General features: G+C 68.3%; 15 protein-coding genes. 4 read left to right on the top strand and 11 right to left on the bottom strand.

What is annotated here, in order from left to right; translation table 11 throughout:
• Positions 1-60 precede the first annotated feature (60 nt).
• The 5 genes from HUW62_RS09050 to HUW62_RS09030 form a co-directional block, all read right to left on the bottom strand.
• Entirely contained in the window at positions 61-1,203 is a 1,143-nt protein-coding gene (locus tag HUW62_RS09050) for a chemotaxis protein (protein ID WP_163867900.1), read from the bottom strand.
• Between the two features lie 117 nt (positions 1,204-1,320).
• A complete protein-coding gene (locus HUW62_RS09045; protein WP_163867901.1) occupies positions 1,321-1,911 on the bottom strand; it encodes a DUF4136 domain-containing protein in 591 nt (196 codons plus the stop codon).
• Positions 1,912-2,038: 127 nt separating this feature from the next.
• Positions 2,039-2,551, bottom strand: a complete 513-nt coding sequence (locus HUW62_RS09040; protein ID WP_217911219.1) for a hypothetical protein — start codon at positions 2,549-2,551, stop codon at positions 2,039-2,041.
• A gap of 5 nt (positions 2,552-2,556) precedes the next feature.
• Positions 2,557-3,087, bottom strand: a complete 531-nt coding sequence (locus tag HUW62_RS09035; RefSeq protein WP_163867902.1) for a zf-HC2 domain-containing protein — start codon at positions 3,085-3,087, stop codon at positions 2,557-2,559.
• On the bottom strand, positions 3,087-3,722 hold the full coding sequence (locus HUW62_RS09030; RefSeq protein WP_163867903.1) for an RNA polymerase sigma factor: 636 nt from the start codon (positions 3,720-3,722) through the stop codon (positions 3,087-3,089). Before HUW62_RS09030 ends, HUW62_RS09035 begins: the two co-directional genes overlap by 1 nt.
• Before the next feature lie 180 nt (positions 3,723-3,902).
• Here HUW62_RS09030 and HUW62_RS09025 point away from each other — a divergent pair, with 180 nt between their 5' ends.
• Complete coding sequence (locus tag HUW62_RS09025) at positions 3,903-4,481, top strand: TIGR02265 family protein (protein ID WP_163867904.1); 579 nt, start codon at positions 3,903-3,905, stop codon at positions 4,479-4,481.
• Between the two features lie 10 nt (positions 4,482-4,491).
• On the opposite strand, the gene HUW62_RS09020 is transcribed toward HUW62_RS09025, so the two are convergent.
• Together HUW62_RS09020 and HUW62_RS09015 are read right to left on the bottom strand one after the other, a co-directional pair.
• Positions 4,492-4,968, bottom strand: a complete 477-nt coding sequence (locus tag HUW62_RS09020; protein ID WP_163867905.1) for a peroxiredoxin — start codon at positions 4,966-4,968, stop codon at positions 4,492-4,494.
• A 204-nt stretch (positions 4,969-5,172) separates the two neighbouring features.
• On the bottom strand, positions 5,173-5,703 hold the full coding sequence (locus tag HUW62_RS09015) for a hypothetical protein (protein WP_163867906.1): 531 nt from the start codon (positions 5,701-5,703) through the stop codon (positions 5,173-5,175).
• A gap of 329 nt (positions 5,704-6,032) precedes the next feature.
• On the opposite strand from HUW62_RS09015, the gene HUW62_RS09010 reads away from it, so the two are divergent.
• Both HUW62_RS09010 and HUW62_RS09005 read left to right on the top strand, forming a co-directional pair.
• A complete protein-coding gene (locus HUW62_RS09010; protein WP_176434189.1) occupies positions 6,033-6,797 on the top strand; it encodes a hypothetical protein in 765 nt (254 codons plus the stop codon).
• Between the two features lie 131 nt (positions 6,798-6,928).
• Positions 6,929-7,393 carry a DoxX family membrane protein gene (locus HUW62_RS09005; protein ID WP_163867908.1) on the top strand — a complete coding sequence of 155 codons (465 nt, stop codon included), beginning with the start codon at positions 6,929-6,931 and terminating at the stop codon, positions 7,391-7,393.
• 63 nt (positions 7,394-7,456) lie between these two features.
• On the opposite strand, the gene HUW62_RS09000 is transcribed toward HUW62_RS09005, so the two are convergent.
• The 4 genes from HUW62_RS09000 to HUW62_RS08985 all read right to left on the bottom strand — a co-directional run bounded on the left by HUW62_RS09000 (position 7,457) and on the right by HUW62_RS08985 (position 11,506).
• On the bottom strand, positions 7,457-7,678 hold the full coding sequence (locus HUW62_RS09000) for a hypothetical protein (protein ID WP_176434188.1): 222 nt from the start codon (positions 7,676-7,678) through the stop codon (positions 7,457-7,459).
• 217 nt (positions 7,679-7,895) lie between these two features.
• A complete protein-coding gene (locus tag HUW62_RS08995; protein WP_176434187.1) occupies positions 7,896-8,669 on the bottom strand; it encodes an SDR family NAD(P)-dependent oxidoreductase in 774 nt (257 codons plus the stop codon).
• Between the two features lie 128 nt (positions 8,670-8,797).
• Positions 8,798-9,139, bottom strand: coding sequence for a hypothetical protein (locus tag HUW62_RS08990; protein WP_176434186.1), 342 nt, complete (start codon positions 9,137-9,139; stop codon positions 8,798-8,800).
• Between the two features lie 126 nt (positions 9,140-9,265).
• Positions 9,266-11,506: a M9 family metallopeptidase gene (locus HUW62_RS08985; protein ID WP_176434185.1), complete on the bottom strand. Its 2,241-nt coding sequence runs from the start codon at positions 11,504-11,506 to the stop codon at positions 9,266-9,268.
• A 342-nt stretch (positions 11,507-11,848) separates the two neighbouring features.
• On the opposite strand from HUW62_RS08985, the gene HUW62_RS08980 reads away from it, so the two are divergent.
• On the top strand, positions 11,849-13,630 hold the full coding sequence (locus HUW62_RS08980) for a hypothetical protein (protein ID WP_176434184.1): 1,782 nt from the start codon (positions 11,849-11,851) through the stop codon (positions 13,628-13,630).
• Positions 13,631-13,699 lie beyond the last annotated feature (69 nt).

Here is a 13,699-nt window from a genome sequence, read left to right as displayed (position 1 = left end):
TCGACCGGTGGCGTCAGGATGTCGAGGCTGCGTGCTGAATGCGCTGCCACCGCGCTCCGCTCAGCCCATGCGTCCACGCCATGCACGCGTGAGCAGGAAGGCGACGGCGATGGCTCCCACCACGCCTAGCAACGTCAGCCCCAGCAGCCACAGGAAGACGCGGTCCACCAGCGTGGCCGCGCGTTGGAAGGCGTGGTCCACCAGCCCGTAGCCCATGCGCTCGCCCTGCTGCATCGTCTCCACGCGCTCGGTGTGGAGCGCGGAGAGGATGGCCTGCCGCTCTCCCCTCACGTCCACCATGAGCGCCTGTCGCTCCGATTCGATGAAGTGCTGGAGCGCCTCCCTGCCCGCATCGAGCGCGTTCAGCACGGCGGTCCGCTCCCGGGCCACCAGCGCGGGAGTCCCCGCCGCCAGCCCTCCGAACTGGTCCAGCGTGTCCACCACGCGCTCCAGGTCCTTCATCGCTTCCTGAGCGGGGAGCATCTGCAGGGCCTCCTGCGCCATCGACTCCACCTGCCAGCGGGCCTGGCGGGGGAGGGATGCGGCGTAGAGGTCCACGCGCGCGGTGATGTCCCGCACGTCCTCCACCAGCGCCCCCGCGGTCGCCCTCGCGCTGAGCCCGGACTGGGACGTCACGTCCGAGAGCAGCCCCACGGTGGACACCCGCGCGACGAGCGAGCCCACGAGCGGGTTCTTCGCGGCCCACTCATGGACGAGTTTGTGCGCGGGGGACACGTCCTCCCTGCCGGACACGTCCTTCCACAGCGCCTCCACCTCGGCCTCCTGCTCGCGCAACATCCGCTCGGCCTTGGCTGTCACTTCCGGCGTCGCACCGGCGCTCACGGCCCACTCAGGGAGCGCGAGCTCGAGCTGCGCGAGCAGGGCCCACGCATCCACCAGCGCCGCCACGGGGTCGGGCTGGAGCAGCGCGGCCTGCATGGCCGGCACGGAGTTGATCTTGAACGTGGTCATCGCCGCGCGCACGGACTCGGAGCCCGAGCGCGCCGCGATTTCATCCGCGGAGACCTCCAGCAGCCCGGAGAAGCGCCGCGCCATGTCCCTCACCCGGGTGCGCAGGGCCTCCACCGACAAGTCCGAGCGGCCCACGCGCCGCACCAGCTCCGAGCGCGGCGCCGAGACGGCGCAACCGTCAAGGCAGGCGAGCAGCAAGAGGCAGCCGGCGATTCGGCGGAGACGGGACATGGAGCCCGCGCAAGCTGCTCACGTCCGCCCGCTCCGACGACTCTGCTCCGGGGACAAGCCCGTGTCCGGCGCCTGACGCTCCCATACGTCGGTGGCGCCGGACACGGACCCCGCACGTCACTTCTTGCCCGGCTTCGGCGGGAAGCGCTCCAGAATCTCCGTCACGGACTTGGTGATCTTCGCCTGCTGCTTCTCCGCCTGGGCGCTTTCGTTGACCTCCGACTGCGCCTGCCCGCGCCAGACGAGCTTCTTGGACTTCGCGTCGACGATGTCGAGCAGGAGGGTGCCCTGCTCGTACTCCCGCACATACGTCTCGGGCGCGCCCATGACGACGGGCCCACCGCCGTAGAACGGATCCCACAGCGGGTCGTAGGGATAGCCGTAGTAGGCGTTGACGGTGTCCGCTTCAATCTTGTTGTCGATGGCCCCATGCCAGCCGATGAGGAAGTCGGGGTTCGCCCCCGCCTCCACCTTCTGGTAGCCGTGAGACTGCAGGTAGTCGTCGGCCGCGCGCTGCACCTCGGCACCGACGATGGGGTTGTAGACCCGCTTGTCGCTCCCCTCCGGTTGCGGGAGCCACGCATAGGTCTTGTAGCCGTCGAGCTGCTGGACGGCGCCTGGGTCGTAGTTGCTGCTCACGTCGATGCTCGCGCAGGCCGTGAGGGCCAGGCCCATCAACAGGGGCGCGAGTCGGGGCAGTAGACGCATGGAAGCCTCCTCGGTGGCGGCGCTCCACGCGCCGTCGGCTCCCTGACGGTAGGCACGGGGCCCATGTCGCCCATGGGGCGGCTGCCCGTCCGTCCCCGACTCCAGTCTCATCCCCCGGGGTGGGGCGTCAGTCGTCGCCCCGCGCATCCCCCGAGGGCTCGTGCCTCCAGAAGCTCTTGGACTTGAGTCCACCGCGCGCGAGGGCGAGCGCCAGCTTCGCCCGCTTCTCCGGAGGAAGCTCCTTGGCCAGCGCCTGATACATCTCCCGGTCCAACACGGCGATGCGCTCACGTGCCTCGAACGCACGCTGCGCGGCGGCGTCCACCTGCGTCAGCGCCGCGCTGTCGCCTCGCGCCGCCTGATGCAGCGTGCGAGCCGCGTCGCGCACCTGCTCCCGCAAGGGGCGCCGCTTCTCGTCGAAGCCGCGCAGCGTCTCCTCCATCTTCAGCGCCTGCGCGTTGTCCAGCTCCAGCGCCTCCGACAGCGTCAGCACCTGCCGCAGCCGCAGCCGCTTCTCCAGGCGCTCCATCCGCTCGGCATCGCGAGGCCGTGGCTCCGAGCCCTGCTTGTCGCCGGGCCGGGCCAGCGCGAGGAAGGGCACGAGCACCACCGTCAACGCCACCCACGACGTGCGAGTCATTGTCTTCACAGCATCTCTCCCAGCGGATCTTCCTCGTCCCAGCCCGCGACGTCGTCGAGGGCCTCCTCGTCTTCCAACTCGCCGCCGGACTCCAGCGGCTCCAGCCCGGCCCAGGCCTCGAAGTCCGCCAGCGTGCTCGCTTCCACGGCGAGCTCCTCCGCCATCGGCGCGGCCTTGGGCTCCAGCGGGGTGCTCGGCGCCCACGGCCGGGGGATTCCTGGCACCAGGACCATCACCGCCACCGCGGCGGCGGCGGCCACCAGCGAGCCCACCGTGCGCCGTCGCAGGGCCTGGCTCGTGCGCTCGCGCTTCCATGTGCCCAGCGCGCGCTCGGGCACGGCCTCCTGGGCGACCTTCTCCGCCGTCGTCGGCGCGGGCAGCGTCATCAGCGACAGGATTTCCACCGACGCGGCGAAGGCCTCGCGGCACCCCTCGCACGACTCCAGATGTCGGAGCAGGGGAACCGTCTCCGGCGCGTCCAGCGCCCCCGCGGCGTGCAGATCCAGCCGCGCTTCCTGGTCAGGGCATGCAGCCATCAGCTCATCTCCTCGGGCGCGCCCACCCGCGCCTTCAGGCGCTTCACCGCATGGTGGAACTGCACCTTCGCATTGTTCTCGGTGATGCCGAGCGTCTCCGCGATGTCCTTGAACGCCAACCCGGCGTCCACGCGCAGCGTCAGCACCTCTCTCTGGCGCCGGGGCAGCGTCAGCACCTCTTCGCGCACCCGCCGCGCCCGCTCCGCCCGCTCCAGGCCTTCCTGCGCGGACTCGCCAGGGGCCTCCGCCACCTCGTCATTCGCCGCTTCCACCAGCACCGGCCGCCACCGCTGGCCGTGCCGCGCGTGGTTCTTCGCCAGGTTGAGGGCGATTCGCACCAGCCACGCGCGGAAGGGCGCCGGGCCCGCTGGCGTGAAGCGCGCGAACACCCGCCGCGAGGCCTCCAGCGCGCGCAGGAAGGCCGCCTGCGTCAGGTCCGCCGCGTCCTCGGGCCGCATCGTGTAGCGGCGCACCAGCGAGAAGACGAGCCCCCGGTGCCGCCTCACCAGCACCTCGAAGGCCGCCTCCTCGCCGTCCAGGAAGGCATGGCAGAGCACCTCGTCCGGCGCCCGCTCCAGGGCCAGCCGACGAGACGGCATCGCCACCACCCGGCCGCCTGTCTCCCTGATGCTCACGAAGCCTTCAACCCCCGAGCCGCCCCCAGGTTATTTTCCTCCGCGTCGCCAGCGTCGCATGAATTCAAGAATCTCAGGAAATGACAGCAAATTGGGCGACAGTTGGTTGGGGCGCCAATTTGCCCTGTTCGCCGAGCCGCTGTCACAATGGCCGCGGTTGGTGCAACCCACGGACTTCTCATGGTTCTGGAAGGCTCGGGCTCTCGCATCAAGGGGGGCGTGCTCATATCCCGGCTCAACATGCTGCGCCGACACGGCGGGCAGGTTCGCGTCGACGAAGTCCTCGGGCGACTGCCTCCGTCGGACCAGGCGTTGCTTCGCAAGTCGATATTGCCGGTGGCCTGGTATCCGCTGGAGTTGAACCTGCGGTTGGACACGGCCATCGCGGAGGTGCTGTCGCCGGAGGACGAGGGCCGGGCCTTCATCGACATGGGGCGTGCGTCCGCGGACGAGTCGCTGCACGGCCCCCAGCATGCCTTCGTGAGGGCGGGGGAGCCGCACTTCCTCTTGAGTCAGGCGGCGCGCATCTACCGGTTCTATTACGCGGTGGGCTCGCGCACGTACGACTGGATGGGGCCCCGGTCCGCGGTGCTGCGCACCTTCAGCGCGGAGAACGTCACGGAGGCGGACTGCCTCACCATCATCGGCTGGCACGAGCGCGCCATCGAGCTGTCGGGGGGCCTGATGCCGCGAATCACGCACCCGATGTGCCGCGCCCGGGGCGCGTCTCATTGCGAGTACCACTGCTCCTGGGATTGACGCCCGGGCCTCAGGCGGCCGTGTCGTAGGCGACGGGGAGCGGGGTGGACTCGAGGTAGCGCAGGACGTCGTCCAGGTGGCGGTACACGCGCACCTCGTGGCGGATGATGTCCTCGATGCGGCCGTCGGGGCCGATGATGAAGGTGACGCGGCGGTCCACGCGGAGCACGGGCCACAGCACGTCATACGCCCGGCTGATGACCCGGTCCGGGTCTCCGAGCAGGGAGAAGTGGATGTCTTCCTTCTCCGCGAAGGCGCACTGGGTGCGCTGGGTGTCCACCGACACGCCCACCAATTCAGCGCCCAGGGCCTGGAGGCGGTGGTGGTTGTCCCTGAACGCCCGGTTCTCGATGGTGCAGCCGAGCGTGAAGGCCTTGGGGAAGAAGAAGAGGATGACCCGGCGGCCCCGGAGCGCGGACAGGCTCAGGGGAGCGCCATGGCAGTCCGTGGCGGCGAAGTCTGGCGCGAGGTCTCCGATGGCGAGCATTCCGACAGCTCCCTTTCTGGTGGCCGCGACGGTCCACCGGTACCATGTTTTTCGCGCGAGTCCGGAAACGGTTTCCTCGCGGGACGCCACCCGTTGTCCCCTCGACGTCGGGACTGTGTGCTTCCCAAGTCCCCGAGGGGGGCGCGTCCTCCATCGCATGGTTGGAGTCCATGGGGTGTTAAGTAGTGTTGAGCGTCCCCCGCCTCACTCCGGCTGGCCGATGGGCGAGTCGTCGTAGGTCCGCCCCGCCTGGTTGCCGAACCAGTACCCGCGGTACACGACGCCGTCGCGGGAGCCGCTCGAGTCGAGGAACACGTCGACTCGCTTGCCCTCGGTGTCATGGGCCTCGACCTCGGCGTAGTCGTTCTCCAGCCCGAGGCCGGCCTTCACCTTCTGGGCCTTCGCGCCGCTGACCTTCACCTCCAGCTTGCCGTCCACCTCGTTGACGGCGGGCCCGTTCGGGTCGAACACCAGGTGCAGCCGGCCGTTGAAGCCCTTGGGCACGGTGAAGTGCACGACCTTGGCGGTGCGCGCCTCCCACCAGGAGGCGGTCAGGTCGTCGAACACCACCGCGAAGAGCCCCACCGCGCCGACCACGAGCAACACGAGCCCCACGCCAATGGCCACGGGCGTCGTGAACTTGAAGAGCTTCTTGAGGAGCAGGGTGAGGCCGACGCCGATGCCGCCGCCCATCGCGAGCAGTATCAACATGCCCAGCAACACCGCGATCGCCATTCCACTGTCCGGACCGTTCACTTCGTTCGACTCCTCGCCGCGCGGGCATGAATGCGGCGTGAGTCCGAGTCCCCCCGAGGTCGTGGAACGGGACGCGAGTGCTCGGGCCGCTTCGCACGGAGCATAGGACGGAGCGCGCCGCTCCCACGAGGGGCGAGGCAGGGGCTCCTCAGAGGGTGTCTCCGATGACGTCGGCTCCGGGGACATGGGGGTGTCCGCGAAGCTCGGGAGGTGACGCGCGCTTGCGTGGCTCCGGCCCGCCCGTGTGAACTCAGGCGGCGCTGTCCTGTCCAGGGCGGGCCTCGCCCATGGGGCGAAGAGGGGTGTTCATGAAGGAGTCCAAGCTGTCCATGGGGTGGAGACGCACCTGTGTCGCGATGCTGGTGGTGGGAGGCGTCTTCTCGTCGACCGCGTGGGCCCAGAAGCCCGCGCCTTCGGAGCAACGCTTCGCGAAGCGCTTCCTCGTCATCCTCGCCGCGGAGCCGGAGCTGGGTCCCCAGGATGAGCTCCAGGCGCGGATATCGAAGCAGGCGGACTTGAAGACAGACTTCGCTCGTCTGTCCTCCACGGACTTCGCGGGCCTCAAGCCCTGTCTCCAGATTCTCGTCGCCAACAGCTTCGCGTCGAAGGCGGAGGCGCAGGCCTACGGAGGCAAGCTCAAGGCCCTGGGCGTCACCGCCTCCGTGCGGCCGGCGGGGGAGTATGTCGGTGGGGATGCCGCCCGGAAGAAGCAGTGCGCGCCCGCGGAGGTCTGGCAGGCCGGGTTCCGGTTCAAGCCCGACGCCCACGAAGACGATGGCTCGCCCTGGGCATTCACGGCGAGCGCCGTGCTGAAGCACGCGGACGGCAGCGAGGAGGTCCGCGCGCTGAAGGGGAGGTTCTCCAATGGAGAGGTGCCCCAGGACATGACGCGGGCCTTCAGCGTCTGGTGGGCCGGTGGGGGCTCGGACGTGAAGCTGGTGCGCAAGGGCCAGGCGCTGGTGGTCCTCCAGCGCTTCAAGGACGAGGGCATCGACCCTCGCAAGGAGCGGGACGTCGAGGTCGCCCGCTTCGTGCTTCCTCCCCAGGTTCGCGTGAGCGGGTTGGAGCCGTAGCGGCGAGGGCAGGGGCTCTTGTCATTCCGAGCACTTGCCGGCGGCTTCCAGATGAAATCGTCGCCATGTCGATCTCCTGGAAGGTCGTTCGTCGTGATGGCAGAGGCAGGGATGCCGAGGAGGAGTACGCCATGGGAACGGAAACGACGTTGAATGGGAATGTCACTGGAGCTGGGCAGGACACGAAGTCGCTGGCTCGCCACCTGCCGACGGTTGCTCGGGTCCTGACGGGGTTGCTCTTCTTCGTCTTCGGGCTGAATGGCTTCCTGAATTTCATCCCCCCGCCCTCGGAGCCCATTCCCGAAGGTGCGATGGCGTTCAGCGCCGCGCTCATGAAGACGGGCTACATGATGTCGCTCATCAAGGGCACCGAGGTGCTCGTGGGCCTGCTGCTGTTGACGAACCGCTTCGTGCCGCTGGCGCTGGTCCTCCTCGCGCCCGTCACCGTCAACATCGTCGCCTTCCACGCCTTCCTCGCCCCGAGTGGGATGGTGATGACCTTCATCGTCCTGGCCCTCCACCTGTATCTGGCCTGGGCGTACCGGGCGGCGTACCGCTCCGTGCTCGTCGCGCGCGCGGTGCCAGGCGCGAAGTGAGCTTCACCGGTCCGCCCCAGGTTCGCGGGAGTGGGTTGGAGAGCGTAGCCACGAGGCCCCGCACTAAAGCAGGCTCAAGCGCCTCCTCAGCTCCTGCTCACGGTTGAAGTCCACCCACGCCGCATCCGGGGCATCCAGGTTGCCAGACTCAGTGACGAGCTTTTGCCAGACCTTCTGTCCCTCACGGATGTGTTCCACCCCGTGGGGCAGGGTCATGTGATGGACGCTCAGCGGGCTGTAGAGGACCGCTGGCGTGTGGCCCGCATCGACCAGCAGCCGGTTCAACACCAGTCGGTTGGTGCGGGTGGGGTTCCTTGGCCAAGCCCGGGCAGCTCGTTGCCTGGACGTGCGGAGGAGTGAGAAAGCAAGCAGCGTACCGAGTGAGCGCCCAGGGGCCACACGGTGCGAGTCACCGGGTCCGCGTCCTCCGGGAACGCGGCTGCGTCCCAGCCCGCCGGGGCTCGCCCTTCATCAGGCGGGGAGAGGGTGGTCGAAGGACTGTCTATCCCGCGGAGACGTTGGTGTAGCCGCCATCCACGGTGAGCACGCTCCCCGTCATGTAGCGAGAGGCCTCTGACGCGAGCAGCAACAGGGGCCCATCCAACTCCTCGAAGTGGCCGGTGCGCCGCTGGGGGATGCGCTCCACCATGGCCCGGCCCTCCTGAGTGGCGAGGTACTCCCGGTTGAGGTCGGTCTCGAAGTAGCCGGGCGCCAGGGCGTTGACGCGGATGCCATGGGGCGCCAGGTCGACGGCGAGTGCTCGGGTGAGGTGATTGACGCCCGCTTTCGAGGCGCAATAGGCGGGCAGTCCTTTCTCCACCACGCCGCCGAGGATGGAGGAGATGTTGATGAGGGTGCCTCCTCGGCGGTGACGGATGAGGTGGCGTGCGGTCTCCTGTGCCATCAACCAGACGCCCTTGAGGTTGGTGTCCATCACCCGGTCCCACTCGGCCTCGTCCTGCTCGTTCCAGGGGAGCGAATCCACCGTGCCCGCGTTGTTGAGCAGGATGGACAAGGGGCCCAGCCCGGCCTCCACCTCCTCGAGCGCGGCGCGCACCCGGCGCGAGTCCGTCACGTCGAGCGGTACCACCAGGGCCTTGCCTCCCTCGGCCTGGATGGTCCGCGCCACGCCCGACAGGGCCTCCGTGTCACGCGCCGCCAGCGCGGTGGCCACACCCTGACGCGCCAGCATGAAGGCGAAGTGTCTCCCCAGTCCACGTGAGGCGCCGGTGATGAGCGCCACCTTCCCCGCGACGTCGAAGTGTCCCTGCGCCATTCACTCCTCCAGCCCGACGCCCGTTCCCGCGGCGTCTGGCTGGAGGACTCTACAGGAACACCTCAATGGGCAGACATTCCCAGGCGAACAGGTTCCGCAAGGAGTGCAGTGGGGATCACGCAGTTCTGTCATCTGGGTCTGACGGTGATGCCATCCCGGCAGAAGTTGCTGTTGATGTACGTGCCACACATCGACGTCGGCGTGCCCGGGTGGCGCAGGGTTGGATCGCAATAAGCGGTCCCCGAGGTATAGGGAACGAAGGCGCAGAATTGGGAAAGGGGCACGAACTCCAGACAAGCCCCGGTCTGGTAACCGGCGGCGTCCGTCTCACAGACCGCGTTGTAGACACTCTGCTCCACTTCACCTTGGAGTTCTCCTTGAACGGGCGCAGTCGGGTCCTCGACACCGCAGCCCATCAGTCCGAGTCCCACTGCCATCCCACACGTCCAACGCAAGAACATGCATCGCATGGCACTGCCTCCGCGCAAGAGAAGGCCCGGACGGTAGGAGTGGAATGGCTTTTCAATCAAGCCGCCATCCCACTCCTTGCTCAGGGATGTCGTGTATTGAAGTCCTCGCGCAAAGTCACCCTCGGGTCAGGGCGCCCCGTCGAAGTGGGCCTCCAGCTTCACGTCCGAGAATGGCGTACGGCCCGCGAGCATGAGGTAGTAGTAGCCACCTGTCATGGGGGTGGGAATCTCCACCGTCTCGTCGTTGCCCGGAAGGTAGGGTCGATAGTCATACGTGGTCGTCGTGGGCCACGTGCCGGCGCGGATGTACAGGTCCGCGTTGCCGGTGCCGCCGCTGGCCTTGAAGCGCAGGTTGCGCGCGCCGGGGGGCATATAGAGATAGAAGTAGAGCGCGCTGCCAGTGGAGGCGAGCGGGCCCCGGTAGCAGCCGTTGTCGAGCCTCTGGCCATTGGCCGCCGTGCAGGGCGGAGTCGTGCCCGGTGGAGGCCCGGAGTCGGGTGGCACGCAGGTGCTCGGGTCCGTGGTCGCCGCGACACAGAGAATCCATGAGTGGAACTCCGCGTCGTTCACTGTCCCCAACGCATCCAGGGACTGCCGATAGGCGCTGTAGTTGCCCGCGCGGAACTGCGCCAGGAACGTGCCCACCTGGTCCGGGTGCCGCTCGAACATGAAGCGCGTGGCCAGATAGCCCCACGAGTACACGCGGTCCGCGCCGCTGTTGTAGTCGTTGCGCAGGATTTGACTCAGCTGGAAGACCCTGCCCGTGCCCGACGTCACCGCGCTGTCGTTGTCGTCCTGCTTCGAGATGTACTCGGCCAGGCCTTCAATCCACCAGATGGTGGGTTGGCTGCTGCTGGCGGTGAAGTCACCCTTCATGTTGAAGCGGCCATCCAGGTAGTGGATGTACTCGTGGCGCAGGTTCCAGATTTCGAAGGTGGGCCGCAGCCACTCCGCCTCGTAGGCGATGAAGCGGGCCTGGTTGCCGGAGGCCGCGGGGTCTCCTTCCAGGTACATGCCGCCACTGTGGGTGGTGACGCCGAACAGCACGCCCGCGTACGTCTGGTAGTCGAACCTGCTGTCGAAGACGACCACCTCCAGGGACGTGTTGTTGTCGCTGGCCACCGGCACGCGGTTCGTCTTCAACTTGTCGTGGAAGTACGACTCCTGCGCGGCGAGTTGCTCACAGCTCTGCGTGAGCTGCGAGGCCGTCATGTCCTGCACGCGCAGGCGCAGCGTGGCGCCGCAGGTATGCGTGGTGCCGAGCACCGTCTGCTCCACCGTCCGCCGGAAGTCGCAGATGCCGTACCAGGCGCAGTTCGCTCTGTCGTAGTACTCGGCCATCTCCGCCGTGCCCACCCAGAGACCCGCCGTGGGGCCCGTCATCGAGTGGTTGTCGAAGACTCCCTTCACCTTGAGGCGCGTCAGCGTCTGAAGGGTTCCAGGGTGTTGGAGGAAGCGGGCCAGCTCGCGCGCCGCGTTGACGGTGAGGTACTGGTTGGAGGTGGCCAGCAGGTGTCGGGTGCGGGTGATGAAGGAGTCGAGCGAGTCGAGGATGGACGTGTCCGCTCGCACGGCCGTCACGAAGTCGGTGTTGTAGTGGCCCCGATAGAGGCCGTTGAAGACGCTGTTGGTGGCGCCTCGCATGGACGACGAGGCCACGGTGGTGTCATTGAACCGGTCCAAGAGGCCCTTGAAGGTGCCCAGATGCCAGGCGGTCTCCCCCGCGCTGTCGATGAGGGTGACGAACTCCTGGAGCACCGTGCCGTGCGCGTCGTTGACGTCCCTGAAGTGGCAGTTGGCGATGAAGGCCGCGAGCGCCGGGCGGATGGCGCTGCGCAGCGCTGTGCCGTAGCTGCCCACCGCGCCTGACTGGTAGAACTGCACGTAGTAGCCAGCGCGCAGGAACAGGATGAGCTGGAGCGTCTGCGCGGTGTTGTCGCCCACGTACAGCTGGGCGTTGGGGGTGAGCGCGGTGGCAATGGTGACCATCTTGCTCTCCATGAAGACCTGCCCGGCCTGGGTGCCCGTCACACCGAACAGCGTGTTGATGCACTCCTCCGTGGAGCCCTTCACCAATGTCACGAGCGAGGGGCCACTGGCGGCCGCGAAGGCCGCCGTGTCACAGGCGAGCAGGGCCCGCGATGCCGTGGCGAGGGCTGGCTCCTCACGCAACAGCTCGGGGGCGACATCCGGCTCGCGCTCGGCGGGCTGGATGCGGCGATGGGTGTGCTCCAGCCCGTGGGCCTTCCACGTGGACTGCGCGGGTGGAGGCTTCCCGGGACGGGCGAGCGCCCCCGTCGCGAAGAGGGTGAGACCGACAGCGAGGACAAGGGAATGGCGATACCCATCCGTGATGGGACGGCGCATGGACTCAGGCTCCTCGGTGGCTGGCACTGCAGCGCGGTGTCAGTCGTTCCGGGTGACGCTGAGATGAGCCTCGAGGGGCATTTCTACATCCGGGTACAAGTGCAACTCCCGGGCGACGCCCCGTCCTGAGGTCCGTGTCAGTGGCAATCCCGGTCGACTCGACGTGTCTCGATGAATTCGAGGTACCACGGGAATAGCAGTCGGGTCTGACAGTGGACCCCGGTGTCAGCTTCCCTCTCCGGGGCCGTGAAGCTCGCGCCCGCCTCGCGGAGCCCTACCGGATGCGCGCCCTCGAAAGAGGGCCCGGGTTTCCGGTTGGCAAATACAACCGGGTCTCCGTTATTGTCCGACGCATTGGGTAAGAGCCTCGAGGACATCACCGCGATTCGCGACCGGCTGGACGACGATGCGCCCCGGCTCGCGCTGGCCAGCACCCTCACCGCGCGGGGAGACCCGAGAGGTGAGTTCATCGAGATGCAGTGCGCGCTCGCCCGCTATCCGGATGACACGCTCACGCGGGACACCCTCCTTGCCCGCTCCGAGGCACTGCTGGCGAAGCACCAGGAGGAGTGGCTGGCGCCCCTGGGACTGCGACGCCGCGAGGTGAAGTGGGCCCGCGGCTTCGTCGATGAGGTGACGCTGACACCGGCGCGGCTCGAGGAGGTGGGCCCCCGGCTCCTGCGCGGCGAGCCGGTCCGGACGCTGAAGTTGGGGGGACTCGACAGTCGCGCCGAGAGGCTGGAGCAGGCCCTGGGTTCTTCCCTGCTCGATGCCATCGAGGTGCTCGACCTGACGCACTGCCGGCTGGGGCCGGACGCGGGCGAGGTGTTCGCGAGGGCCCAGGGCCTCACCCGACTTCGTGGGTTGCAATTGAAGGGCAACAGGCTGGGCTTCGAGGGTGCACGGGCGCTCGCCTCCGCGCCGGGGCTGCGCGAGTTGACGCATCTGGACCTGCACGGCAACGGCGTGGGCCCCGGCGGAACTCGGGCCCTCGTCAAGTCGTCGTACCTGACCAACCTGCGGGAGCTGGGATTGGGGTCCTGGCAGGACCGGGAGGATGAGGAGTCCGACGGACTGCTCGGCGATGCGGGGGCGCATGTGCTGGCCCGGGCCACCCAGCTGCCACGCCTGAGGGCGCTCGGAATCGAGTGGAGCGGGCTCACCCAGAAGGGCGCCCGGCTGCTCTCGGAGGCGCCCCACCTGGCGGACCTGCGCAAGCTGTCGATGGCGGGAAACGACGTGCGCAGCCATGGGGCGCGCGCGCTGTTCGAGCGGATGACGCGGCTGGAGTACCTGGACATCCGAATCAATGGGCTCGGGCTCGCGGGGATGCGCGTGGTGACGTCGTCGTTGAGCCGGCTCACGTCGCTCGACCTGGGCGACAACGGGCCCGGAGTCGCCCAGGCCCTCGCTGAAGCGCCCCGCCTGACGGGCCTGCGCGAGCTGTGGCTGTTCTCCTCCGAGGTGGGAGATGCGGGGGCACGGACGCTCGCGAGCCTCCCCCACCTGTCTCAGCTCAAGACCCTGATGCTCTCCCACAATGGCGTCGGTCCCGAGGGTGCGAGGGCGCTCGCCCACTCACCATCGATGTCGGGATTGAGGTCCCTCGACCTCGGCGGCAATCCCATCGGCTCGGAAGGGGCGTGCGCGCTCGGCGGCGCATCCTCCTTGAGTCAGTTGTCGACGCTGAACCTGTCGTTGACCTTCATCGATGAGGCGGGATGCCGGGCGCTGGCCGCCGGTGAGCACTTCCAGCACCTGACCGCGCTGGATCTCAGCATCAGTCAAATCAGGGACGGAGGTGTCCAGGCGCTGGCCCAGGCGCGTCACCTCTCTCGACTCCGGACGCTGAATCTCCTCCAGAGCGAGATTGGGGAAGCGGGCATGAGCGCCCTCGCGGCGGCCCCACACCTTTCGGGGCTGAAGTCACTCAACCTCTCCGGGAACCTTCACACGGAGGCGGTCCTGCGCGGATTCACCAAGGCGCCCTGGGCGGCGTCCGTCGAGGAGCTGGGGCTCACCCGCTGGTGGTTCGAGGGACTGCCGGATGCGGGCGCGGCCCTGCTCGCGGAGCTCTCCCGTGCGATGCCCCACGTGAACTTCGGCCGGTATGTCCGTGAGTGAGAGCCGCTCACGGAAGCGGACGCGCACCCTCCATCGGAGGCGACGGGCTGGGAGGCGACACGGGCCCGT

Origin of the sequence: Myxococcus sp. AM011, from assembly GCF_013372595.1 — a bacterium.
GTDB lineage: Bacteria > Myxococcota > Myxococcia > Myxococcales > Myxococcaceae > Myxococcus > Myxococcus eversor.
This window is presented reverse-complemented; position numbering and strand designations above follow the sequence as displayed.